The following is a 24,174-nucleotide window of genomic DNA, read 5'->3' on the forward strand; positions in this document are numbered from 1 at the left end:
TTGAGATTTTACAACTTTTCACTCTCTGTACAGAACGTACGCGGAAAGCGGATCGAGTTCTATTGTTCCTTCGACGGTTTCTATCACTTCTGTTCCGGCTTTCTGGCTGTTCACAACCACATTCCATTTTCCTTCTGGCAGTTTGTATGTTGTCTTCTCTAAGTTTCCATTGTAAATCACCACGATGTCTTTCCAGGGATCACCACCTGCGTGGTCTTTAAGCATGAACGCAACTATTCTTCTCCCGCCCGGGAGAAATTCCAGGTGTTTTTTGATCTCTTCAGCGTTTTTCAGCCTGAAAGCAGGGTGTTCTTTTCTGAGTTTTATGAGACCCTTGTGGTAATTGAACACGTCTATGAACTGAAGTTTTCTTTCGTAATCGAAGCCGTTTATCGAGATAGGGGCGTTGTAGGAGTTGTCGTTGAAATTCTTCGTCCTGCAGAAGTCCTGCCCTCCGTGGAGGAAAGGAACACCTTGAGAAGTGAGAAGTATCGCACCAGCCAGTTTCTGGGCGTTTTTCAGTTCTTCTTCGGTCCATTCCTTTTTCTTATCAGCTTTGGCGGCAAGGTAGTTCTTGTCCCACAGTGTGTGGTTGTCGTGACACGCTGCGTAGTTTATAGTTTCTTCTGGATCAAGGGCGAAACTTTTGATGAGTTTTCCGTCGTAGTTTATGCTTCCAACAACACCCCTTTTGATCTTGGTTTCCTTTCCGTATCCTCCCATGACGAATCCCTTGACGCTCGGGTTGGACACGGAACCCCTTATTGCGTCTCTGAACTCATCGTTGAAAGCTGCCACGTGTGTGCCGGCGACATCGCTCTTTCCAAACCTGATCGGTGCTCCCCATCCACCCCACGGTTCGCCGTAGAGAATGATAGTTGGATCGATTTTATGAAGAGCTCTTTCGACTTCGAGCATTGTCTTTTTGTCGATGAGACCCATCTGATCGAATCTGAATCCGTCTATGTGATACTCCTTTACCCAGTAGGTGACGGTATCGACTATGAATTTTCTCATCATGGGTCTTTCGCTTGCGATGACGTTACCACATCCGCTTTCGTTCAAATAGGCACCTGTCTTGTCGATTCTGTAGAAGTAGTACGGCACCGTCTGATCGAACGCAGAGAGTTCGCCTATACCGTAGGTGTGAGGGAACACCATGTCCATAATCACACCTATACCGTGTTTGTGAAGGGCTTTGACCATTTCTTTGACTTCTCTGATTCTCGTGTGTGGGTTTTTGGGATCGGTTGAGTATCTGCCCTCCGGAACCATGAACAGGTAAGGATCGTAACCCCAGTTGTAGTACTTCTCGAAATCTTTATCGAGTTCGTCGCCTGTGTAGAAATCAAAGAAAGGAAGTATATGAACGTGTGTAACACCGAGTTCCACAAGGTGCGAAAGGCCTGTTGTCACACCGCCCGGTCCTTTCGTGTTTTCTTCGGTGAGCCCGAGATAGAGGCCTTTGTTTTTTACCCCGGAGTTTTCGAGTCCTGTGATGTCCGCTATGTGTATTTCATAGATTATCGCGTCTTCGTATCCTTCGATTTTCGGTCCCCTGTCGTTTTCCCATCCTTCTGGGTTTGTCCTGGCAAGATTCACAACGGCGCTCTTTTTGCTGTTTGCGTAAACCGCTTTCGAATAAGGATCGACGGTTGTTCTGATCTTTCCGTAGTTTTCCAGCTGATAGAGGTAGAACACTCCGTCGAGATCGCCTTCAACAACCGCTTCCCAGACCCCGTTTCCCTTGTATTCCATGTTCACAACCTGGTACGGTTCTGTGTCTTCTCCGTTTTTGAAGAGAAGCACCTTTACCCACTTAGAAACGGGGGACCAGACTCTGAATATCGTCTTCTCTGGAGAATATACGGCTCCGAGCTCTCCATCGTAATAGTAGTCGTCCAGGATCTCCATCATGATGACTCTTGCCGGTTTGTAACCTTCTATGATCAGTTCCACGTCTTTTCTGAGGTCTTCTTCTTTCAGGGATTCAGAAAGGACGATTCTCACGTAGTTCGTCACGTCTATGTCCGTGGGATCGGCCTTTTCCACTCTTGAGACGGGAATCTCTTTTCCGTCAACAGTAACCTTGAAGAGTTCTTTCTTTTTCGTATCCACAGGATTGGTCAGAAAAGCCTCGATCACCTTGTTCGACCTTGCCTGTGCGAAGAAGATTCTGGGAGATGTGTCTGGTTTTTCGTAGAAAATCTCTTCCACTCCCTGGAGTATCCACACTTCAGCCTTTCCGTCTTTTATCTCTATGAACCTGTCTTTTGCCACGTCTTTTGCCTGCCACTCGTTCAGCCTCACTATGATCCCCACCTTTGTAAGATCCATTGGTAATTTCACTACTGCTACTTTACCAAAATCATCCTCACCTGTGAACTGATAAGCTTTCCCTTCCTGAGACACAGGCTCCACGGGCCATATCCAGAGATTCCATCCATCGTATTTTCCATCGTATCTGTGATAGTGGACTACGATGGTGGTTTCTGAGAATATCAAAGCGGAAAGGAGGAGAACAAGTAACAACCAGAGTTTAGTCTTCACCTTGAATCACCTCACAATCAGAAGTTGACTTCACCTTGGAAATCCAGATAGATGTTCTTGTATGCGTCGTAAGTTACTCCAAGTTTTGCGCTTGCGAATTCGTTTCTGAGCTCCCCAAAGACGGTTATTTTGTCGGGGTCGTTTTCAAAGTTGTCGTAGTCTCCGTATCTGTAGGCCAATCCGAGGACATAGGTGTCATCGAAAACGTACCCTGCGCTTACCGTATACGTTTTGTTGTTGAAATTGTAATCCCCGTAGAGTTCCAGGTTGAAGAGATCAATGCTTGCTTTGAGAAATCCTTTGTCTTCTGAAGATGTTTTTTCATAGTACAGGTAGTTGACATCGAAGTTGTCCGAATCGACTTCGAGGTTCACAAAGTAGAGAACGGGCTTGGCAAAGATTAAACCGGTCCAGACGGTTGTTTTTGCTCCAAGAAGATCAAAGGATAAGAAACCTGCGAGGTCTATTTTTTCTATCCCAAGCAAGTAATTACTTCCAAAGTAGGTACCGAAATTCTCTCCCGAAACTCCTATCAAAAATCTTTCCTTTTCCGCGTTTGTGTCAAAAGCGACATCAGCTGTGAACTTGTAGGAAAGGAAAGAAATACCGAGACCAAAGCCTGTTTCGGCGAACCATTCTTCGTAGGGCTTCCCTTCCACCAGAGATGCCACGTTGTAGTGTCCGAAAACCTCGAAGCCGTCCTTTTCCACCTTTATGTTCGCGCTGTCCAAGAAAGAGCCTTCCGGTTTGAAATTCAAGGTTGCTTTCAAGAAGTCGGTTTTTACACCGAGAGTGAGTTCATGGGAGCTTTCGAGAGATTTGAGGAAGGTATCCGTTGCGTATTTGTAAGTCAGATCAATGGAGTATTTCCCGAAGAACGGAGTCTCACTCTCAGATTTCTGTTCCAGTGGTTTTATGACGAGTTTTCCATCCTCTTCAGAGAGCATGAAAGCGCCGTTTTTTCCACCGAATCCATCCGGGACATAGGAAGGCGCGTTGGGATCTTCTTGCCAGACCTGATTTCCCGCTATCGTGAAGACGTACTTGTACTGATAAGTGCCAGGGTTGAGCTTGATTCTTGCCACCCAGAGGTTCCCTTCTTTTTCCATTGGATTCGCTGTAGTGCTCCAGTTGTTGAAACTTCCCGCAACGTAAGCCTCGGAAGCTTCTGGCTTTCTAACGGCGAAGACAACAAAACCGTCTTCCACGCTGAGTCCTTCTTTCAGCTCGGATTTTTCAACCTCTTCTGGTTCGGCTTCTGCGGTTTCTTGCTGAGCGACTTCGGGTGCTTCTTCTGAAGTCTCTTCTTGGACAGTTTCCTCGATGGGAGATTTTACCTTCAGTTCTCCGTTTTCTTCATAAACTTCGAAAACACCGTTCTTTCCTCCAAAACCGTCATCGGCGAAAGCGAAGGCGTTGGGGTCGGTTACCCACTCTTCACCGTTCACAACGAACTTGTATTCATACACTCCAGGACCAAGTTCAAGTACTCCTTCCCACCAACCATCTTCGAGTGGATACATCTCTATCTCTTCTGCGTTCCAGTTGTTGAAATTTCCAGCTATGGTTACGAATTCCGCTTCGGGATTGTAGTATCTGAGAACCACTATACCGTCTTCGACAAAGATGGTGTCTTCCCTGTCGGGATTGGGCTCGTATTTCTTTGATTCTTCTTTCTTCTGAAGGCCAACGATGAAGAGCTGTCCGTCTTTTTCCACCAGTGTGAATATTCCGTTGTAGCCTCCGAAACCATCGTCCACGTATCCGGGTGCGTTGGGATCTTCTTTCCACGTAGTTCCATCTATCACGTATTTGTATTGATACGTTCCGGGTTCGAGTTCGAGCTCTGCTCTCCAGAGACCGGGTTCCACTTCTTCCATTGGAAGCGCTGTGGGATTCCAGTTGTTGAAGGTTCCTGCGAGGTACACCACCTTGGCTCCTTCCCACTCGAAGGTGAAAATCACTTTTCCGTTTTCTACAAAGACATCAGAAAATACGAAGGCACTCAGCAAAAGCACAGAGAGAATGAGAAGTTTTTTCATACCTTAGACACCTCCTTACCACCACGTTGAATATTCAAGAGAGATTTTCTTGACAAAGTTTATCTGGCTGGAGAAATCGCCATCGCCAAGAGAGAGTTTGAACTCGGACTTTTCATCCGTGAACTTCAGCTCGTAGTAGGCTGTGTACGCCTCTGTGTAGAGAGTGTTCAGATACTGCCACTTGGCGAAGAAGTTGACACTGCCGAAGTTTTTCCACAGTTCCGCGTAGAATACCTCACCCATCGCGCTTGTGGAATCGTGGGCGGGTTTGCCGAACTTGTAAGAGATCTTTCCATTGAAGCCAATGAAGCTGAAGTTCTTTCCAATTTCCATTCCGAAGTCATCCCAGTTGAGAATGTCAGAATCGAATTTCGTTCCTTCCTTCCAGGCCTTGAACCAGACATCACCGGAAGAGTACTCGACACCGTATTTGGGAGTCTTCGATGTGAATTTGTAATCGAACCAAAGCTTGAAGTCGCCGAATGTCGTCCAGAGGTTTGCGAGTATCTCACCTTCGAGATCGTTGTCGTTCACGTAGTCACAGTAGTCAAGGTATGTTTCTGAACCTACTCCGGTGAGTTTCACTCCGTGTTTCCAGTCTGCGGTTGAAATACCAAACATGTAGAAGAAATTGTTTGATCCTATCTTTTCCTCGTTCTCATAACTCACACCGAATTCTCCAAAATACCTGAGGCCCGGTTCCCAGTTGAAATCGAAGTACGTGTCGTTCACTGTGGAGCGCTTCCCAAGCATTGCGCTGAAATGGAAATTCGAAAGATTTCCTCGGTACTGGAGATAAGAAACATCTCCTGTGGTCACACCTCTGAAACCGAAAAGCTCAATTTCAAGTCCATTTCTAGAGTCGTTGAAGCTGTAGATTCCAAGCCAGTCACCTGTGGATCCAAAGACTCTATTGTAGTAGGCTTTGAGATCCACCAGGTCTGTATCGAGGGCGATGTATCCGGAGTCGAGTTTCAAATCTTTGGTTGTGAACTCGCCGGAAAGACTGTTCCCCGAGAGGTACAGCTCAGTGTAGCTGGATCCGCTCTGGTTTTCCAGATCGTAGGAGTAACCCACCTTGAGAGAACCCGTTGGCGAAAAGGAGAACACGTAAGAAAACGCAAGAAGACACATTATCAAAACAGCGAGTTTTTTCATATTCCTCACCTCACTCCACGTAGGCTTGAAGTGTGCTCGTTTTCGGATCGAATTCTATGACGAGAGTGCCGTCTTTGTCCGCGGTGAAGGTGGCGTTTTTACCGTATCCGGCTTCGTAACTGGTTCCATCGAACTGTTCTTCGTAAGGAGTCCAGTCGGTGTTTCTTGCGATTTTGTATTGTATCGTTTCACCGGAAGAGACGGTGCGGCCTGTGTTCAAAACAAACTTTCCATCTTGGTAGGTCATCTCTTCGAGCGTCCAGTTGTTGAAATCTCCGGCGCAGTACCAGGGAGGTGTTTCTTTCTCAGAGTCTCCCACTCCCTTTGCTGTGTCGTTTTCCATCAGGTTCGGTGTTGCGTATATGGTGACGGTGGCTCCAACGAGCTGTTTCCACAGAGGAATCTCGGAAGTGGTCTTCACTGGTTTTCCGTTTTCAACAACCACAACCTGATACCAGGCGATGTCATTTTCAAAGCTCAAAACGGAAGAAGGAAGCTCCAGGGTGTAGAAATCACCCTGAAGCGCCATTTTGTATTCGGAGCTCGGCACACCGTTTGAGAAATCTCCTATCACATAAACACCGTCCGGAAGCTTTATATTGAGCAGTGTCATACATCCAGAAAGAAACGTAATCAACAAAAGAGCTGGGATTATCTTTTTCAAGGAGATCACCTCCTCAGTTCACTTGGAGAAGATAGAGATTCGTGAAAGTATCAGAGTCATTCCATTCGTCGGCATTGGCATTATCAATTGTAGAACCATCATCAGGAATGCTGTCTACAGCCGAACCACTACCACCTGTTATCCAAACGATCAAAGCCACGTCCTGTTTTCCTCCAATGGCAGACCATGGAATCGCTATTTCCATCGTTTGAAGTCCACTACTAGTGTCACCGGTGTAATCGAACGTTCCTCCAGCATCAGCTATTGATCTATAATTCCAGACTAAACCGTTCCATTCGCAGAAGTTGTTACTATCAAGACCTGACCCCCCGGCCCACCAGAAGTAGATCTCGTAATCTACCGCATAACCAGCGCCGAAGCTTATCTTTCTTCCCCACGCATCGCTGTCTCCAGTGTAATAACCACCAGGTTTTGTATCGATTCCTATTCCGTATGCAACATCCCAGGATCCAGAGTTTTGAGTATCAAATCCTATGTAAAGATACGTTGCATCGTATGTCACATAGAGCTGGTACAGATCTGCTCCATTTCCTCCACCAGGATTTGTGCTTGTTGCAACGGGAGTTCCAAGATCACTCAAATCTCCATCTACGGTTATCGTAGCTGTGGGTTGTGGAGCGGGCTGTTCTTCACTTGGAGTAGGTTCTGTCTGATTTATCTCTTCTGTCACATTACCTTGGCTGTCACACACAACAAAGTTCACAACGGATGCTGGCTGTGTAAGCCCCCCATCCGATGTTGCGTCGTGATCAGGCTGGTTGGGATAGAAGTCTCCAACCCACTGTTTTCCTCCGCCTGTTCCACCGCTGATGGCAAAGACAGCCTTTACCTGATCGACCTGTTCAGTGATAGGTATTGAAAGCTCAACTATTGTAGAACCTGTTCCAAACTGCGCACTCACCTGATCTGTTATCTCTGTCAGCGTGCCGTCTTGCGCTACTCTCCAGACTTTGTAACTGTTATTTTGGGCTACTTCGACTATGATGTCTATGTCACCCTGAGAATTTTTGAACTCTCTCGTTGCCCCGTTCAGTCCTGTGTAAGAAACTTCCTGTGCTCCACTCACACCAACAAGGTCGATCAAAGCCAGAAATACGTTTTGATTGCCGTCACCACCAAGAACATATTCACCAGAAATGTACACATTTTCTCCATCGAACAAAAGCCCTGCCTTCAAGAGTTCGTTGTCTGCTCCCCACTTTGAATCGTCAGTGGGATCGGACTTTACTTTTTCTCCCCAGTCACTCAGATTCCCATCCACAGAAACCATTTCCTTAACAACGGGCGGTGTTCTCAGACATCCGTAGAGTAGAAACGAAACGACCAGAAGAACCAGAAGAAGTTTCTTCATTTTCGCACCTCCTCACTTTTGAAAATGTATCCCTTCATGGGGGAAACCTCGAAGTTTTCTCCTGAAGAAAAGAAATTGTTTTTTTCGCTCCAGGTGAAATTCTCGAAGTCCACCTCGAGGATCATGGTCATATCTTTTTCGAAACTGAAACTGTTTGGCCAGACCGGATCTGGATTCACGACGACGAGTAATTCTTCGTTGGAAGAGTATCTGTAAAACGCTATCAGATTTTTCCAGTCTCTGAAGATTCTCTGATCTCCATTCAAAATGGATTCATGTTCTTTTCGAAAACCCAGCATGAACTTGAAGAAGTTCAAAAGACTCTTAGGATCGTTCTCCTGTTCCTCAACTGAGAATCCATCGAACGGGTCATCGTACACACATCCATCGACATTTGCGTTTCCATATGTCACACCACGAGCATCGTATATTTCCCTGGTCCAGAAAGTCTGTCCCTCACCACTACCTTCTGCGTACCACTGCATGGGTTCTCTCAGGGGTTCATCGTAGATGGGACCGTACCACTTGAAACCCCTTGTTCCTATTTCCCCTCCATAGTAGATCACAGGAGATCCCTTCAACGTGAAAAGCAGAAAATACCACAAAGCCACGCGCTTTTTTATGAGTTCGTAGCCAGAAGCGTCGAACAAGTTGTATACATCCTGAACGTGTGAGAAAAAGCGGTTCAGATCGTGATTTTCCAGAAAAGGAAAAGAATTTTCAACCCAGTTGTTCTCCAGAAGACCATCTATTCCCTCGAGGTTGTTTCGTATTCCATACATGAGGGCGAAGTTGAAAACGGAAATGGGGTAAATCGAAAGATCAGATACGTTTCCACTGAATACCTCACCCACGATTATTGCATCGGGTTTTTTTGAAAGAACGTAATCTTTGAACCACTCAAAATACTCAGCAGATGCTACAACACCGTCATCCCACGACCATCCGTATATGTGCTTTGCAGCGTCTATTCTGAAACCGTCCACACCTTTGGATAGCCAAAAATCCACTATTTTTTTCACTTCATCTTTCACAGAAGTATTGTCGTGGTTCAAGTCGGGCATTGTGTAACCAAAAAGTCCAAAGTACCAGACTTTCTGACCCCTGGAATTCACCTTCCAGTGCCAGTGATCCTGACCAGAATGATCTTCAAGACTCATTATGTAGTAGTCCCAGTACGGAGAGCTGGTCGTGTTTTCCACGGCGTCTTTGAACCAGGGATGCTCATCGGATGTGTGGTTGATCACGAGATCCATTATTACCTTTATTCCGTTCTCATGGAGCACCTGGATCATGTTTTCGAGATCTTCCATGGTGCCGTAGTCTTTCTCGACGTTGTAGTAGTCTGTTATGTCGTATCCATGGTATGAAACAGCCTCGTTGAAGGGCATAAACCACACAGCGTCAATGCCGAGTTTCCTCAGATAGTCAACTTTCTGAGAAACACCGTTTATGTCTCCCACACCATCTCCGTCGCTGTCGTAAAAGGAGCGAATGAAAATTTCGTAGACGACGGGGTATTTTACTTCATTAATAGAAAGGTTGGAGGCTGAATCACCAATAGAAAGGTTGGAGGCTGAATCACCTGTGTTTGTGCTGTTTGAATGTGGATTACTTGAAACGAGGGATTGACTCATAGACGTTTGAAAGCAGGAGGTGAGGAAGAGTAAAAATACCAGAGCAAGCAGTAAAAAAGTCTTCTTCACAACCTCCACTCCTCTTTTCGAAACATTCCACAATCAATAAATTAACACAAATCCGTCTGTTTATATTAACACCCAATTCGCAACGTGTCAATAGGGGTAACGGAATTTCGATATTTCTGAATGAAACGGTTGATGAATAATTTAAAAACACCGATTCGAATCCAGATTGACATCACGAAAATTCGGTGTTAAAATCCTTAGTGAAACATTTTGTGAATTTTCTGACAGTAAACTCTTTGTAATCCAAAGGAGGTGTCTATGGTGAAGAGACTGCTCGTTTTAATGCTTGTTGTGGTTTCTGCCCTTGTGTTAGCACAAACAAAGCTCACCATCTGGTGTTCCGAAAAGCAGGTTGACATCCTCCAGAAACTCGGGGAAGAATTCAAGGCAAAGTACGGAATCCCTGTTGAAGTTCAGTACGTTGATTTTGGAAGCATCAAATCCAAATTCCTGACGGCGGCTCCACAGGGACAGGGTGCAGACATCATTGTTGGAGCGCACGACTGGGTAGGAGAACTCGCCGTCAACGGTTTGATCGAACCCATTCCCAACTTCTCTGATCTGAAGAATTTCTATGACACGGCTCTCAAAGCTTTCTCTTACGGTGGAAAACTCTACGGAGTCCCGTACGCCATGGAAGCGGTTGCTCTCATCTACAACAAGGACTACGTTGATTCTGTTCCTAAGACCATGGACGAGCTCATAGAAAAAGCAAAACAGATAGATGAGGAATACGGAGGAGAAGTCAGAGGTTTCATCTACGATGTCGCCAACTTCTACTTCTCTGCGCCGTTCATTCTGGGTTACGGAGGATACGTCTTCAAGGAAACACCTCAGGGACTCGACGTGACAGACATTGGACTCGCGAACGAAGGAGCAATCAAAGGAGCGAAACTCATAAAGAGAATGATCGATGAAGGTGTTCTCACCCCTGGTGACAACTACGGAACGATGGATTCCATGTTCAAAGAAGGTCTCGCGGCTATGATCATCAACGGACCTTGGGCTATAAAATCTTACAAAGACGCGGGTATAAACTACGGAGTTGCTCCCATTCCTGAGCTCGAACCGGGTGTTCCTGCCAAACCATTCGTTGGTGTTCAGGGATTCATGATCAACGCCAAGTCTCCAAACAAAGTGATCGCCATGGAATTTCTCACGAACTTCATTGCGAGAAAAGAGACCATGTACAAGATATACCTCGCAGATCCAAGACTTCCTGCGAGAAAAGATGTTCTCGAACTCGTCAAAGACAATCCCGATGTTGTTGCGTTCACTCAGAGTGCTTCCATGGGAACACCGATGCCAAACGTGCCGGAAATGGCTCCTGTCTGGTCTGCCATGGGAGACGCTCTCAGCATCATTATCAACGGACAGGCCAGTGTCGAAGAGGCTCTCAAAGAAGCTGTGGAGAAGATCAAGTCGCAGATAGAAGAATAATTCAAAGTGACGCCATTGTGATATAGTCAAAGAAGAGGGGGTTTTCCCCCTCTTTTAAAAATTCAGGGAGGTCTGATCGCTGTGAAAGGGCTTCTCAAAATCTTTCTGATATTGTTTCTTGCTGTATTCAACTCAGGAATGGTATGGGCAGGAATTTTCCTGCTTCAAAATTCTTATTATGAACTTGGAATCGTTCTTCTCACGCTTCTCGTACTCATAGATTACTTCATTTTCAATCCGAAGGCTTACCCTTACAGATACACCATTCCCGCTTTGATATTACTTTTTGTGCTCGTTCTCTATCCCATATACTTCACGGTGAAGGTTGCGTTCACCAATTATGGAACAGGACACCTCATGACGAAACAAGAGGCCATCGAGAGAATCCTTTTCGACCCGAATTACACTTATGTTCCAGAGAACGCTGAACCTGTTGAATACATGGTCTTCTCCGTGTTCGATGGTCTGAATCCTACCGAAGATTTTGTTGTTCTCTTCGAGAAAGATGGGAACATCTACATCGCGGAGCGCCCCGTTGTCACAAAAAGAAGTGGTAAAGAGATCCTTTTGAGAGAGTCAACTCTCTTTCCCGTGAAGGATGGGACCGCCGAAGTGAATGGGAAGGTTTATGAAATAGTCCCCTGGCCCGCTTCCATAAAAGAGGTGAACGCCGTCTATTCAGACGGTAAAATTTACAAACCGCTTTACTCACCTGAAGAGGTTTCCCTGAAGAGGTACGAACCTTTCTTCAAGGTAAATGTGGTTCAGAAGTATCTCAACAGGGCGGAGTTTTGGCTCGAGGATCAAAGCTACATGTTCAGAATAGGTGAAAATGGGGAATGGAACTTTTATCCGGTGAAGAGGATTTACTCTCTGTCTTTCGAAGAATCCCTCGAAAACGGAAGGATAACAACGAAACTTGTGGTGAAGAACAATCTCACTGGAAGGCATCTCGTTGAGAGAGAAGGTGCTTTTTACGATTACGATGAAAATGGAAGGGAATTTTTCGTGATTGGATACATGGAATACATTGGTTTCAAGAACTTCTCCAGGATATTCACCGATCCGAAGATCGCTGGTCCTTTTTTCAAGGTTTTCACCTGGACGTTCACCTGGGCAGCCCTCAGCGTTCTTTTCACGTTCGCGATAGGTTTTTCCCTCGCTCTCGTTTTAAACGATAAAACACTGAAGGGAAAGAACGTGTACAGGACGTTACTCATTATTCCATGGGCTGTGCCAGCTTTCATTTCCGTTCTCGTCTGGAGAAACGGGATGTTCAACGAGACTTATGGAATTCTCAACCGATTTGTTCTTCCGTTCTTGGGATTGGATCCGGTGAAGTGGTTCAACGATCCGTTCTGGGCGAAGGTCGCAGTTCTCACCGTCAACACGTGGCTGGGATTTCCGTACATGATGGCCGTCTCACTCGGAGCTTTGCAGAGCATTCCAGAGGAGCTCTACGAAGCCGCTGCGATCGATGGTGCTGGAAAATGGAGGAGATTCTGGACTATCACGTTTCCGCTTCTGATGACCACTGTGGCTCCTCTGTTGGTCGGAAGTTTTGCTTTCAACTTCAACAACTTTGTGAACATATATCTGCTCACCGGTGGAGGTCCCGCAATGGCTGGAACCACGACTCCCGTTGGTCACACAGACATTCTGATCTCCTACGTTTACAAACTCGCGTTTGAAGGAGGAAGGGGGCAGGACTTTGGTTTTGCCAGCGCCATATCCATCATCATATTCTTCCTCGTTGGAGGAATCAGCTTTGTGAACTTCAAACTCTCTGGTGCGTTTGAAGAGGTGAGTGAATGATGGTGAGAAAAAAGAATAGATGGCTCACGTATGCTCTTCTAACACTTCTTGTTGTTGTGGTTCTCTTTCCCATCGTTTGGGTTGTTTCTACCTCTTTCAGGAGGGATGAGGCGGCTTTCTCCCCGAAACTCTTCTCGTCTCGTCTCACCCTTCAGCACTACAAAGATCTAGTGGTCCCTGAAAAAAACCTTCCCGTTCTCATACAGGAGATGCAGAACCTCGTTTCCAGAGTGGAACCTTTCGACAACGTTTCCAGAGAGAAAGCAGACCGTCTCATCGAAGATCGAATCAGAAGATTTGAAAATTACCTCGCTGAAACGAAGAATCTTTTGGAGGATGTCAACGCGAGAAATTCGAAAATAGAAGAGACGCTTTCCCAGAGGTTCTCCGATGTGTTGTCTTACACAAAAGATGTTCTGGAAGAGGCAAAGAAATTGACTCAGGAGCAGATGGATAAAACCCCATTGCCCGATTCACAGAGGATCGCTGTTGCACTCTATGAAATATTGAAGGGTAAAAACTTTAGAAGTGCTGAATTTCAGGCTTTGAAGGACGTGATCGAGAAAGTAGTGGGTTACAGCGTTGAGAATCAGGACACTCTGAACGATGCTCTTTCTGAACTTGGACTGGTTTACGAGAAAGAGGTAGGAACGTTCATGAAAGAAATTGAAAAACTCGAAGGTGAAATTGAAACCCTTCAGAGAGAAATAGCCGTCCTTGAGAAGCAGAAGGAAACCCTTGAAAAAGAAATCTTGGAAAAACAAAAAGTACTCGAGGTTTTGAAGCCTGACATCGATTCCGTGAGCGAAGTTCTCGTCAAACTCAAAGATATGGTGCACAGTGTCAGAAACAGTAAAGTGGAAACTGCTTTCCCTTATGAAGACTCAAAATTGAAATCTTCACTCGAAAAACTCCTGTCCGAACTCAACACTCTCTACAACAAAATCTCTGCTTTTTCAGATCTTTCGGATCTCTCAGAAAAGATCTTTGCCATGAAGAGTTCTTTAGAAGAGATAAACAATGTGGTAAGCGAAGATGGTGACATTTCCAAAAAAGCCCTCTATGGAAGCTTTGTTCAATCTTTTGAAGAGACAGTTCCTATTGTTGAAGGAATTGTAGAGAAAGTGAGCGACGGAATCGACGATTTCGTTCAGAAGATAAAGGATTTGAAAGATATAGAAAACGAAATCGTGGTACTAACAGCAAAACTCGATGGCCTAGAGAAAAGCTTGAACAATGTGAGATCCTCCCTCTCTGAGAAAGAGAAAGAAATTTCTTCGGCGAAGATGTATCTGGATCTCAAGATCTTCAACCATCAGATCCAGAGCAGAATCGATTCTCTTGAAGATATGAAATCTTTCAACAGCGCCGCGCAGATAAAGCTTCTTTCGATATACAAGACTCTCAAGGACTTTGTAAGTAGCTATGTGTCGGAGTACGGAGGAGACGATTTCATCGGAAAGATAAGAAAACTGGCAGCGAAGCTCTCCTGGATAGAAGACTACAGAGATCTGAACAGAAGGGTAGAAACAGGTTACAAAAACGCTGTGGAAATCGTTGAAAAAGCTCAGAATATCCTCGATGACTTCAAGGGAAGTTATTCGAATCTTCTCGATCTTTCCTTCAAAGGACTTTACGTTTCCTCTGAGCACCTTGAAATGCTGTACGACCTTGTGAAAATGAACTTCGTTCAAGAAGTTCTCACGAACACAGCAGTGGCTTCGAGAAAGGCAGGAACCCTGATGGACACCATTCCTTTGAAAGAATTGAAGTCCGATCTCAAAAAGATCGATGGAGATCTCTACAGGCTCGCACAGATATGGGAGCAGAAGACAAAGCATTACTTCCTCAGATGGGTCATGAACTCGGTGATCGTTGCAGGCCTTGTTTCACTCATCACCACGGCTGTTTGTGCCCTGGCGGCCTATCCGTTCAGCAGAATGAGATTCTGGGGAAGGCAGTACGGAATCATGGCTCTTCTTCTCATTCAGATGTTCCCAGCCATCATGTACATGGTTGCAATATACGGTCTTTTGAAGCTCATCGGTCAGTTCCTTCCATTCTTGGGACTGGATTCTCTCGGAGGCTTGATATTCGCTTATCTCGGTAACATAGCTTACAACATGTACCTCATAAAGGGATTCTACGACACCATTCCTTCGTCTCTCGAAGAGGCCGCTATGATCGACGGTGCAACCAGATTCCAGACCTTCTACAAGATAGTCGTTCCACTCGCTCTTCCGATCCTCACGGTCATAGTGATACTCACCTTCATCGGGACGTTCAACGAGTTCGTCCTTGCAAGGATCATTCTTCAGGATGTGAAAAACTACACCTACGCTCTCGGTCTTTGGACGTTCTCAACGGGTGCTTATGAAACAGAGTGGGGCCTTTTCACGGCTGCCGCTCTCCTCGGTATGACACCGATGGTGATACTCTTCCTGTCCCTCCAGAAGTACATAGTGGGTGGACTCACGAAAGGATCGGTGAAAGGATGATGTACCCGATGCCGTCTTGGGTTTACGACAGTGTCGTGTATCAGATCTTTCCAGATAGATTTTTCATCGGAAAGGGAAAAACGGTGGAAGACAAAAAGGATCTGTACCTGAAGCGGGGAGGAGTCATAGAGAAATGGGGAGTTCCTCCCCGCAAACTTCCCGGTGCTCAGCACGTGAAGATCTTCTACGGAGGAGATCTGTGGGGAATAGCCGAGAAGGTCGATTATTTTGAAGAACTTGGAATCAACGTTCTGTACCTCACTCCTATCTTTTTGTCCGATACCAATCACAAGTACGACACGATCGATTACTTCAGGGTGGATCCACAGTTCGGCGGAGAGAGGGCTTTTCTGCACCTTTTGAGGGTTCTCCATGAGAGGAGTATGAAACTCATTCTCGATGGTGTGTTCAACCACGTTGGGAGTCAGCATCCGTGGTTCAAAAAAGCGAAGAAAAACGATCCAGAGTACGTGAACAGATTTTTCCTTTACAAAGATAGGCACAGATCGTGGTTCGACGTTGGAAGCCTTCCCGAGCTGAACGTGGAAGTCGAAGAAGTGAAGGAATACATTTTGAAAGTTGTCGAGCACTACCTGAAACTGGGGATAGACGGTTGGAGGCTGGATTGTGGCCACGATCTTGGACCTACCGTCAACCTGTGGATCAACATGAAAGTGAAAGAGTTCTCAGCAGAAAAGTACCTCGTGAGTGAGATATGGACTTACCCGGCAGGATGGGATATGGTTGATGGTCTGATGAATTACAACTTCAGAAACCTCGTACTGAGATATGTGAACGGCGAGACGGATTCCATAGGTTTTCACCTGGAAAGAGCTTACAGGGAGACGAAGAACATATTCGGTTGCTGGAACATGCTTGACAGTCACGACACCCCGAGACTCGCCACAATGGTTCCCGACAGAGACCTGAGAAAACTCGCTGTAGTTCTTCAGTTCACTTATCCCGGTGTTCCGCTCGTTTACTATGGAACAGAGATAGGTCTCACAGGTGGAGAAGATCCAGAGTGTCGTGCCACCATGGAATGGAACAGAGAGAAATGGGATGTTGATCTGTTCGAGTTCTACAAGAAGATGATCAGACTGAGAAGGACGGATCCAGGTTTGCGCTTTGGAGAGTTTGTCTTGCTGAACGACTCACCTCTCGCGTTTCTCAGAAAGGCTCCTCATCCTCTTCAAAACACCATCGTGGTGGTGAACCCAGGAGAAGAGAAGGTGCTGGTTCTCTCCATTCCCGACGGGAAAATTATGAACACCACTCCCCTTGTCGATGTGTTCAGCGGAGAAAGATTCCACGTTGACGGCGGGGTTGTGAAGCTTCCCCTTCCAGCGAGATCTTTCAGAATTCTCAAGCCCGAGGACCTGAGAGTGGGTAAGTACAGGTTGTACAAAAGGATCTAATTTGAGTTGACTTTGAATCGTAGAAATTATTGAATATCGACGGTATTGGTTAAATATTAGCAAATACTTACTAAAATCCTCCAAAAAATCCCTTAATTTTATCTTGACGTTTCAGCTGCAAATATCCTATACTAATGGCAAAGAGCATTTAATTGAGTGGATCACAAATTTAACAAGGAGGGGTAAGTATGAAGAAAGCTGGAAGATTTTTCATTTTAGCATTTGCTCTGTTTCTTGCAACAACAGTAGTTCTTGGAGCCCCGGTTTTGCCGAACGTACCCAGGGGAGATTTGCTGATAGTCGATGCTTTGCATGGAAGATTGGCTGTAACAGATTTTAACATATGGAAACCTGGTACTCAGGCAGGAAACGGAATACAGCAAATGTTAATGGACACCCTTTGGTACGTTGATCCGACTAGCGGAGAGTGGATTAACGCTCTTGCGGAAGAACCACCAATTTACAATGAAGATTCGACAGTTATGACAGTAAAGCTTAGAAAAGGAATCTATTGGAGTGACGGTGTGGAATTTACAGCGGACGATGTGGTTTTTACCGTGAAATTGCAGATGGAAAATCCCGGCTTCAATTACTCGGGGCCTTTTAAGACTTATGTTAAGAATGTGTATGCGAAGGACAAGTATACAGTTGTATTTGAACTAACAAAACCTTATCCCCGTTTCCATAACTTCTTTACGGTTCTAATATATGGTGCTTGTTACATAATGCCAAAACACGTGTTTGAAAAAGTAGAGGATCCTCTCAAATTTAGATTTGATCCTCCTGTGAGTCTTGGTCCGTATGTGTTAAAAGATTATGATAAGGCTGGATATTGGTGGTTTTTTGAAAGAAGAGAAGACTGGCAAAGAACAAGCGTTGGAATGGTTTATGGTAAGCCAAAACCGAAGTATGTATTGTTTATTTACTATGGCACTGATGAGAAAAAAGTTATGGCACAAGCTCAGCACCAACTGGATTGTATATTTGACCTAACACCTGAAGCTTGGGAAACCTTGAGAAAGATGAATCCATATTCTAAAGTTTGGTATGATGATTTCCCGTGGGCATGGATGGATGATGTAGCAGCGAGGGGAATTTGTTTCAATCTTGAAAAATTCCCATACAATCTCAAGGAAGTAAGATGGGCGTTGGCTCTTGCTATAGATATAAAAGAAGTTATTATAAGCGGATTCAATGGAATCGAAAGAATGGCTCCACTCCATGAAGCCCCCACAACTGCTTTTATGAAATATTATGATAAGCCTCTCAAGGAGTGGCTGAAAGAATTCGAACTTCTAGTACCAGGTTATGGTAAATTTAAACCATTTGATGACACGTTACCACAACAAATTGCTGAGTGGGCGAAAGAACAAGGTTATAAAGTAACTATGGATCCTGAGGATATTTGGGGAATTGGTTGGTGGAAGTATGCTCCTGATGTGGCAGAAAAATTGCTTATCAGTGCGGGATTCAAAAAAGAGAATGGAAAATGGTACTTACCTAATGGAGAACCTTGGAAGATTACTATCCTCGGCTTGCCAGCTGAGATTGATTCTGTAAGATTGGCCTTTGCGGTAGCAGACCAGTGGCGAAAATTTGGCATAGACGTGACTGTTCAGAGTGTTGAAGCTGGTGTGTTCTGGACCAGATGGGCGCTTGGTGACTTCGATGCAGGATCTTACTGGCCAGCTTCAGCATCCGGTATCATAGACATCGGGCCAGGATGGCACAAGAGATATTACCGGCCAACCGGGGAATCAGCGGCTTCTAACCAGATAAGATGGGTTAACAATATAGCTAGTGATATTATTGATAAAATGGCAACATTGAAACCTGATGATCCTCGTTTGATAGAATACTCCAGAGATCTGTTTAAAGTGTTTGTGGAAGAGATGCCTTTCATAAATACTGTTATAAACAAAAAATTCAACGCATATGACACTTATGTTTGGACTAATTTCCCAAGCGCCGAAAATCCGTATATGAGTACTGCTTGGTGGTGGGGTACTTTCAAATTCCTGTTGCCTTTCCTTGAGCCAACAGGAAGAGCTCCAAGTAGTGAATATGGGAAGTGAGTCTTAGAGGATAATGAAGATTAATCCCCCGCTCCTTAAGGAGCGGGGGATTAAAAAAGGAGGAAAGTAATTGTGAAAGTTCTATGGAAATACATAATTCCCAGAATTATACAGTATCTAGTGGTTATATTTGTTGGAATCACGATCTCCTTTTTCGTTCCTAGGTTTACTCCTCTGGATCCTGTACAAATGACGTTAAACAGAGTTATGAGTTATGGAGCACAATATCTAGATGCGGAAACTTTGGAGCATCTGAAAGAAACACTAGCCGATCTTTATGGATTGAAAGGAAATATATTTGAACAATATGTACGTTTTTGGAAAAGACTTTTGAAAGGTGATTTTGGCCCCTCTTTGGTTATTTTCCCCACACCAGTTATGGAAGTGATATCCACATCACTTCCATGGACAGTAGGTTTATTAATAGTTTCTGCACTTCTTTCCTGGATCATAGGTAATTTTATTGGTGGGATTGCGGGTTATTTTAATGAAAAACGTTGGGCAAGAGTGTTGTCTGTAATAGCTGCTTCTATCTATCCTATACCTTACTACTTTATGGCTATCATCTTAGTAATTGTTTTTGGATATCTAATTCCTGTTTTTCCAATATTTGGGGGTCTTAGTATAGGCATACAACCTTCATTTTCTTGGCATTTTGTAGTTGACCTTCTAAAGCATGCTTTTTTGCCGGCTTTATCCATAATCATAGTTGGTATTGGATGGTGGTTTCTTAGTATGAAAGCTTTGTCATCTTCCGTAAAATCTGAAGATTTTGTAGTCTACGCTGAGATAACAGGTATTCCTGAAAGTAAAATCCTTTTCAGTTATGTCATGAAAAATTCTTTACTCCCTCAAATCACAAATCTTGCACTACAAATAGGTGGTATTTTTAACGGTGCTTTGGTTACCGAATATGTTTTTCTTATCCCGGCATGGGGCAAACTCTTTATATGGCAGTTACAAATGGTGATTTTAATTTGATGATGGGGATCTCTACAATGGCGGTTGTAGCAATTGCAACAGCGACTCTTCTGATCGATTTGTTGTATCCATTGATTGATCCAAGGATACGGTATCAATAATTGAGGAGGTTAAAAAATGTTGGCCATAATAAGAGATCTTTTTAGGTTCAATAAAGAATTTCGTTTTGGTTTTATTGTCATTATAGTTATCATAACTTTAGCAATTCTATCGTTCTTTTCTCCATATAATCCAAAAGCTTGGAACCAAGTACCAAAGGACAAACCACCATCTTTTAAATATTTGTTGGGGACAACGAGTGTGGGCCAGGATGTATTCTGGACGCTTTGTTTTGCTCTTAAAAATTCTCTAACTCTGGGAATGGTAACTGCTTTGATCTCTATTACGATTGGTACTGCTGTTGGATTAATTGCTGGATATCGTGGAGGAATACTTGACAGAGTGCTAATGTCTTTAAATGATACTTTCATAGTTCTTCCAAGTTTTCCAATTCTTATCTTTTTAGCTTTTACTTTAAGAGAAAACCTAAATGTAGTGACTCTGGGAGCAATCCTTTCTATGTTCTCATGGCCCTGGGGTGGAAGACAAGTTAGATCAATGATTTTGAGTCTCAGGGAAAGAGAATTTACATATGCAGCGGATTTTTCAGGAATGGGAATGCTTAAAATAGTGTTTACTGAGCACTTTCCATTTGTTTTTCCGTGGGTGGTGGCTAACTTTATAAATACCATATTATGGTCGATAGGTATGGAAGTAAGTTTAGCGGTTTTTGGGTTATCGAGCTTAGAGATGCCAACCATTGGAACGATGATCTATTGGGCGAATCAATACCAGGCTCTATTTAGAGGGATTTGGTGGTGGATCCTTACACCGGTAATAGCGTCTGTTTTCTTGTTTGTATCTTTCTTTTTTGTTTCTTCGGCGATTAGTGAATATCTGGATCCTCGTACCAGACTTCAACGTATAAGTGTTAGGGGGTAATTGAAAGATGAAGAAAATATTGTCAGTAGAAAATTTAAAGGCTTATTATGATGTTAAGGTGTTTGGAATAGAGAGAACCGTTAAGGCGGTCGATAACATATCTTTCGAAGTTTATGAAGATGAAATACTTGGATTGGCAGGAGAATCAGGATGTGGGAAATCCACGTTAATAAAGGTATTGTATGGAATCCTAAAACCTCCTTTGTATGTAAAAAGTGGAAAAGTATTGTACCATTTGAACCAACCTGTTGACATTTTGGCAATGGATATTGAAGATAAAAAGGAAAAACTTTATTGGAAAGTCGTATCTTATATACCACAGGGCTCTATGAATGTTTTGAATCCTCTTTTAAGGATAAAAAAGCAATTCACGAACATTTTAAAGGTGCACCATAAAGAAAAAGCAAAAGGAGATCTGGAAGAAATGGTGGTTGAACACATAAAAAATTTGGGCCTTCCAAGAGAGGTTTTGAATTCTTATCCTCATCAGCTCTCAGGAGGAATGAGGCAAAGAGTAACCATTGCCCTAGCTACGGTTCTTACTCCAAGAATAATATTCGCAGACGAGCCAACAACTGCGCTTGATGTGGTGGTGCAAAGAGGTGTGTTACAGCTTCTGAAAGATCTTCAAAAAATGTATAGAAACACGATAATAATGGTAACGCACGACATAGCTGTGCATGCTGAGCTTACTGATAGGTTGGCAGTTATGTACGCTGGGAAGATGGTAGAGTTGAGTTCAACGCGTGAAATATTTAAGAATCCATTACATCCTTACACAAAATTTTTGATAAATTCGGTTCCACAAATTGGCGAAAAAACCATCAAGAATAGTGCTCCTGGATCTCCACCTTCCCTTGCAAATCCACCAACTGGTTGCAGATTTCATCCGAGATGTCCCTTAGCCATGAGGGTATGTTCAGAGAAAGAACCACCTTTTAAAGAGATTCTTCCAGAACATTTTGTTGCATGTTTCAGAGTTGGAGGGGATGAAAAAGATGATTGAGCAAGGAATTCTTTTGAGAATAGAAAATGTAACTAAAATTTTTAGAATTGGTGGAAGAATAACTGGTTCTAAGTTGGTGGCTGTTAGTAACGCTAATATCGAGATGGAAGGAAGTAAACCGGAAATTTTCGCACTTGCTGGTGAAAGTGGGAGCGGCAAAACTACTTTGGCTAGAATGATACTTGGACTTATAGAACCTTCATCGGGAAGGATTATTTTCAAAGGAAGAGATATAAATACCCTAAAAAACAGGAAAGATAAACTTTGGTTTAAAAGAGAAGTGCAGCCGATATTTCAAAATCCTTTTGAGGCTTTCAATCCTTTAAAAAAAGTAGAATCATATTTATTTGAGACCGCCAAAAATCTGCTTTTGTTAAAAACAAAGGATGAAGTTTTGGAGAATATATCGCAAGCTGTAAAAGCGGTAGGAATGAGTCTCGAGGAGATAAAGGATAGATATCCAAGCGAATTTTCAGGTGGTCAATTGCAGAGACTTTCAATAGCAAGAGCTTTGGTAGCAAAACCCTCACTTCTTATAGCAGATGAACCTGTTTCAATGGTTGATGCATCTCTTAGAATGTCCATTTTAAATCTTTTTAGGAATCTAAACAAAGATCACGGAGTGTCAATCATATATATCACGCATGATCTAGCGACTGCTTATTACGTAAGCGACAGGATCGCTATTATGTTTAGAGGAGTAATTGTGGAACTTGGACCAGTTGATGAAGTACTTTCCAAACCTTATCATCCCTACACGCAGCTGCTTTTAGAATCCATTCCAAAACCAGATCCAGATAGAAAATGGGAAAGGAGGATCAAACTTTCTGATATGGAAGTAAAAGAATATAGTCTTGTGGGATGTAAATTCGTTACTAGATGTCCTTATGCTAAAGAAATTTGTAAGAAGAAAGAACCACCATTTGTTCATGTGGAAAAGGGTAGATCAGTAAAGTGTTTTTTGTATTCTAATGGAACCATAAAAATCTCTGAGGAGGTGTGAATATATGCCATCTGTGAAGATCGGTATCATCGGTGCGGGGAGCGCGGTATTCTCTTTGAGGCTTGTGAGTGATCTTTGCAAAACGCCGGGACTCTCTGGCAGCACGGTCACCCTCATGGATATCGACGAAGAAAGACTCGACGCTGTTCTGACCATCGCGAAAAAATACGTTGAAGAAGTGGGAGCGGATCTGAAATTCGAAAAAACCATGAATTTAGATGACGTCATCATCGACGCGGATTTTGTGATAAACACAGCAATGGTGGGTGGCCATACCTACTTGGAGAAAGTCAGACAGATCAGTGAGAAATACGGCTACTACAGAGGAATAGACGCTCAGGAGTTTAACATGGTCTCCGACTACTACACCTTCTCCAACTACAACCAGCTCAAGTACTTCGTTGACATAGCAAGGAAGATAGAGAAGCTCTCCCCAAAAGCCTGGTACTTGCAGGCAGCGAACCCCGTTTTCGAGGGAACAACCCTTGTGACAAGAACGGTTCCCATAAAGGCAGTGGGATTCTGCCATGGACACTACGGCGTGATGGAGATCGTAGAGAAACTGGGGCTGGAAGAAGAAAAAGTAGATTGGCAGGTCGCAGGAGTGAACCACGGTATCTGGCTGAATAGGTTCAGATACAACGGGGAGAACGCGTATCCCCTCCTTGACAGGTGGATCGAGGAAAAATCAAAAGATTGGAAACCAGAGAACCCCTTCAACGACCAGCTCTCTCCCGCCGCGATAGACATGTACAGATTCTACGGTGTGATGCCCATCGGTGACACCGTGAGAAACTCTTCGTGGAGGTACCACAGGGATCTTGAGACCAAGAAGAAGTGGTACGGTGAACCCTGGGGAGGAGCAGATTCTGAAATAGGCTGGAAATGGTACCAAGACACGCTTGGAAAGGTCACGGAGATCACAAAGAAGGTGGCAAAGTTCATCAAAGAAAATCCGTCCGTGAGGCTCTCCGACCTTGGAAGTGTTCTGGGGAAAGACCTCTCAGAAAAGCAGTTTGTGCTCGAAGTGGAGAAAATTCTCGATCCAGAAAGAAAGAGTGGAGAGCAGCACATCCCATTCATCGATGCGCTGCTGAACGATAACAAGGCAAGATTCGTGGTGAACATACCAAATAAAGGTATCATTCACGGAATAGACGATGACGTGGTTGTTGAAGTCCCAGCCCTTGTGGACAAGAACGGAATCCATCCCGAGAAGATCGAACCACCGCTTCCAGATCGCGTGGTCAAGTACTACCTGAGACCCAGAATCATGAGGATGGAAATGGCTCTGGAGGCGTTCCTCACGGGGGACATAAGGATCATAAAAGAACTTCTCTACAGAGATCCAAGGACAAAGAGCGATGAACAGGTAGAAAAGGTGATCGAGGAGATCCTCGCACTTCCAGAAAACGAAGAGATGCGGAAACATTATCTGAAGAGATGAAAGGATCTGAAAGGGGCC

At 44.1% G+C, this 24,174-nt stretch carries 17 protein-coding genes; 11 read left to right on the plus strand and 6 right to left on the minus strand.

What is annotated here, in order from left to right; genetic code table 11:
• Nucleotides 1-18 precede the first annotated feature (18 nt).
• From pulA to CELL2_RS04905, 6 genes are read right to left on the minus strand one after another with little or no spacing between them, the layout of a single operon-like run.
• Complete coding sequence (gene pulA / locus CELL2_RS04880) at nucleotides 19-2,550, minus strand: type I pullulanase (RefSeq protein ID WP_038033170.1); 2,532 nt, start codon at nucleotides 2,548-2,550, stop codon at nucleotides 19-21.
• 17 nt (nucleotides 2,551-2,567) lie between these two features.
• A complete protein-coding gene (locus CELL2_RS04885) occupies nucleotides 2,568-4,592 on the minus strand; it encodes a glycogen-binding domain-containing protein (RefSeq protein ID WP_038033169.1) in 2,025 nt (674 codons plus the stop codon).
• A gap of 15 nt (nucleotides 4,593-4,607) precedes the next feature.
• Nucleotides 4,608-5,750, minus strand: coding sequence for a hypothetical protein (locus tag CELL2_RS04890; protein WP_039446214.1), 1,143 nt, complete (start codon nucleotides 5,748-5,750; stop codon nucleotides 4,608-4,610).
• A gap of 10 nt (nucleotides 5,751-5,760) precedes the next feature.
• Nucleotides 5,761-6,414, minus strand: a complete 654-nt coding sequence (locus CELL2_RS04895) for a hypothetical protein (RefSeq protein WP_038033167.1) — start codon at nucleotides 6,412-6,414, stop codon at nucleotides 5,761-5,763.
• Between the two features lie 13 nt (nucleotides 6,415-6,427).
• Nucleotides 6,428-7,786, minus strand: a complete 1,359-nt coding sequence (locus tag CELL2_RS04900) for a hypothetical protein (RefSeq protein ID WP_038033166.1) — start codon at nucleotides 7,784-7,786, stop codon at nucleotides 6,428-6,430.
• On the minus strand, nucleotides 7,783-9,492 hold the full coding sequence (locus tag CELL2_RS04905; RefSeq protein WP_039446215.1) for an alpha-amylase family glycosyl hydrolase: 1,710 nt from the start codon (nucleotides 9,490-9,492) through the stop codon (nucleotides 7,783-7,785). The genes CELL2_RS04900 and CELL2_RS04905 overlap by 4 nt, the downstream gene beginning before the upstream one ends.
• Nucleotides 9,493-9,753: 261 nt before the next feature.
• Here CELL2_RS04905 and malE point away from each other — a divergent pair, with 261 nt between their 5' ends.
• From malE to aglA, 11 genes are all read left to right on the plus strand, one after another.
• Complete coding sequence (gene malE, locus CELL2_RS04910) at nucleotides 9,754-10,932, plus strand: maltose/maltodextrin ABC transporter substrate-binding protein MalE (protein ID WP_029683538.1); 1,179 nt, start codon at nucleotides 9,754-9,756, stop codon at nucleotides 10,930-10,932.
• Nucleotides 10,933-11,013: 81 nt separating this feature from the next.
• Complete coding sequence (locus CELL2_RS04915) at nucleotides 11,014-12,747, plus strand: DUF4896 domain-containing protein (protein WP_039446216.1); 1,734 nt, start codon at nucleotides 11,014-11,016, stop codon at nucleotides 12,745-12,747.
• Nucleotides 12,744-15,245, plus strand: a complete 2,502-nt coding sequence (locus tag CELL2_RS04920; RefSeq protein WP_038033163.1) for an ABC transporter permease subunit — start codon at nucleotides 12,744-12,746, stop codon at nucleotides 15,243-15,245. Before CELL2_RS04915 ends, CELL2_RS04920 begins: the two co-directional genes overlap by 4 nt.
• Nucleotides 15,242-16,663 carry a cyclomaltodextrinase gene (gene aglB, locus CELL2_RS04925; protein ID WP_038033162.1) on the plus strand — a complete coding sequence of 474 codons (1,422 nt, stop codon included), beginning with the start codon at nucleotides 15,242-15,244 and terminating at the stop codon, nucleotides 16,661-16,663. Before CELL2_RS04920 ends, aglB begins: the two co-directional genes overlap by 4 nt.
• A gap of 188 nt (nucleotides 16,664-16,851) precedes the next feature.
• Complete coding sequence (locus CELL2_RS04930) at nucleotides 16,852-18,738, plus strand: ABC transporter substrate-binding protein (RefSeq protein ID WP_038033161.1); 1,887 nt, start codon at nucleotides 16,852-16,854, stop codon at nucleotides 18,736-18,738.
• Between the two features lie 72 nt (nucleotides 18,739-18,810).
• The gene (locus CELL2_RS04935; RefSeq protein WP_371180305.1) at nucleotides 18,811-19,719 is read left to right on the plus strand and encodes an ABC transporter permease; all 909 of its coding nucleotides are present in this window, start codon (nucleotides 18,811-18,813) and stop codon (nucleotides 19,717-19,719) included.
• Complete coding sequence (locus CELL2_RS09895) at nucleotides 19,689-19,820, plus strand: hypothetical protein (RefSeq protein ID WP_371180306.1); 132 nt, start codon at nucleotides 19,689-19,691, stop codon at nucleotides 19,818-19,820. The genes CELL2_RS04935 and CELL2_RS09895 overlap by 31 nt, the downstream gene beginning before the upstream one ends.
• Before the next feature lie 16 nt (nucleotides 19,821-19,836).
• Nucleotides 19,837-20,700 carry an ABC transporter permease gene (locus CELL2_RS04940; protein WP_012896047.1) on the plus strand — a complete coding sequence of 288 codons (864 nt, stop codon included), beginning with the start codon at nucleotides 19,837-19,839 and terminating at the stop codon, nucleotides 20,698-20,700.
• A gap of 7 nt (nucleotides 20,701-20,707) precedes the next feature.
• Entirely contained in the window at nucleotides 20,708-21,706 is a 999-nt protein-coding gene (locus CELL2_RS04945; protein ID WP_012896046.1) for an ABC transporter ATP-binding protein, read from the plus strand.
• Nucleotides 21,699-22,709 (plus strand): ABC transporter ATP-binding protein, encoded by a 1,011-nt coding sequence (locus CELL2_RS04950; RefSeq protein ID WP_012896045.1) that lies wholly within the window; start codon nucleotides 21,699-21,701, stop codon nucleotides 22,707-22,709. The genes CELL2_RS04945 and CELL2_RS04950 overlap by 8 nt, the downstream gene beginning before the upstream one ends.
• 4 nt (nucleotides 22,710-22,713) lie before the next feature.
• A complete protein-coding gene (aglA, locus tag CELL2_RS04955; RefSeq protein WP_038033159.1) occupies nucleotides 22,714-24,156 on the plus strand; it encodes an alpha-glucosidase AglA in 1,443 nt (480 codons plus the stop codon).
• The last annotated feature ends 18 nt before the right edge of the window (nucleotides 24,157-24,174 follow it).

Origin of the sequence: Thermotoga sp. Cell2, from assembly GCF_000789375.1 — a bacterium.
Lineage (GTDB): Bacteria > Thermotogota > Thermotogae > Thermotogales > Thermotogaceae > Thermotoga > Thermotoga petrophila.

Excerpts from the sequence above, each read along its gene's own strand:
- CELL2_RS04885 (WP_038033169.1), bottom strand. The coding sequence starts at position 4,592 with ATGAAAAAACTTCTCATTCTCTCTGTGCTTTTGCTGAGTGCCTTCGTA.
- CELL2_RS04890 (WP_039446214.1), bottom strand. The coding sequence starts at position 5,750 with ATGAAAAAACTCGCTGTTTTGATAATGTGTCTTCTTGCGTTTTCTTAC.
- CELL2_RS04900 (WP_038033166.1), bottom strand. The coding sequence starts at position 7,786 with ATGAAGAAACTTCTTCTGGTTCTTCTGGTCGTTTCGTTTCTACTCTAC.
- CELL2_RS04920 (WP_038033163.1), top strand. The coding sequence starts at position 12,744 with ATGATGGTGAGAAAAAAGAATAGATGGCTCACGTATGCTCTTCTAACA.
- aglB (WP_038033162.1), top strand. The coding sequence starts at position 15,242 with ATGATGTACCCGATGCCGTCTTGGGTTTACGACAGTGTCGTGTATCAG.
- CELL2_RS04930 (WP_038033161.1), top strand. The coding sequence starts at position 16,852 with ATGAAGAAAGCTGGAAGATTTTTCATTTTAGCATTTGCTCTGTTTCTT.
- CELL2_RS09895 (WP_371180306.1), top strand. The coding sequence starts at position 19,689 with ATGGCAGTTACAAATGGTGATTTTAATTTGATGATGGGGATCTCTACA.
- CELL2_RS04940 (WP_012896047.1), top strand. The coding sequence starts at position 19,837 with ATGTTGGCCATAATAAGAGATCTTTTTAGGTTCAATAAAGAATTTCGT.
- CELL2_RS04945 (WP_012896046.1), top strand. The coding sequence starts at position 20,708 with ATGAAGAAAATATTGTCAGTAGAAAATTTAAAGGCTTATTATGATGTT.
- CELL2_RS04950 (WP_012896045.1), top strand. The coding sequence starts at position 21,699 with ATGATTGAGCAAGGAATTCTTTTGAGAATAGAAAATGTAACTAAAATT.
- aglA (WP_038033159.1), top strand. The coding sequence starts at position 22,714 with ATGCCATCTGTGAAGATCGGTATCATCGGTGCGGGGAGCGCGGTATTC.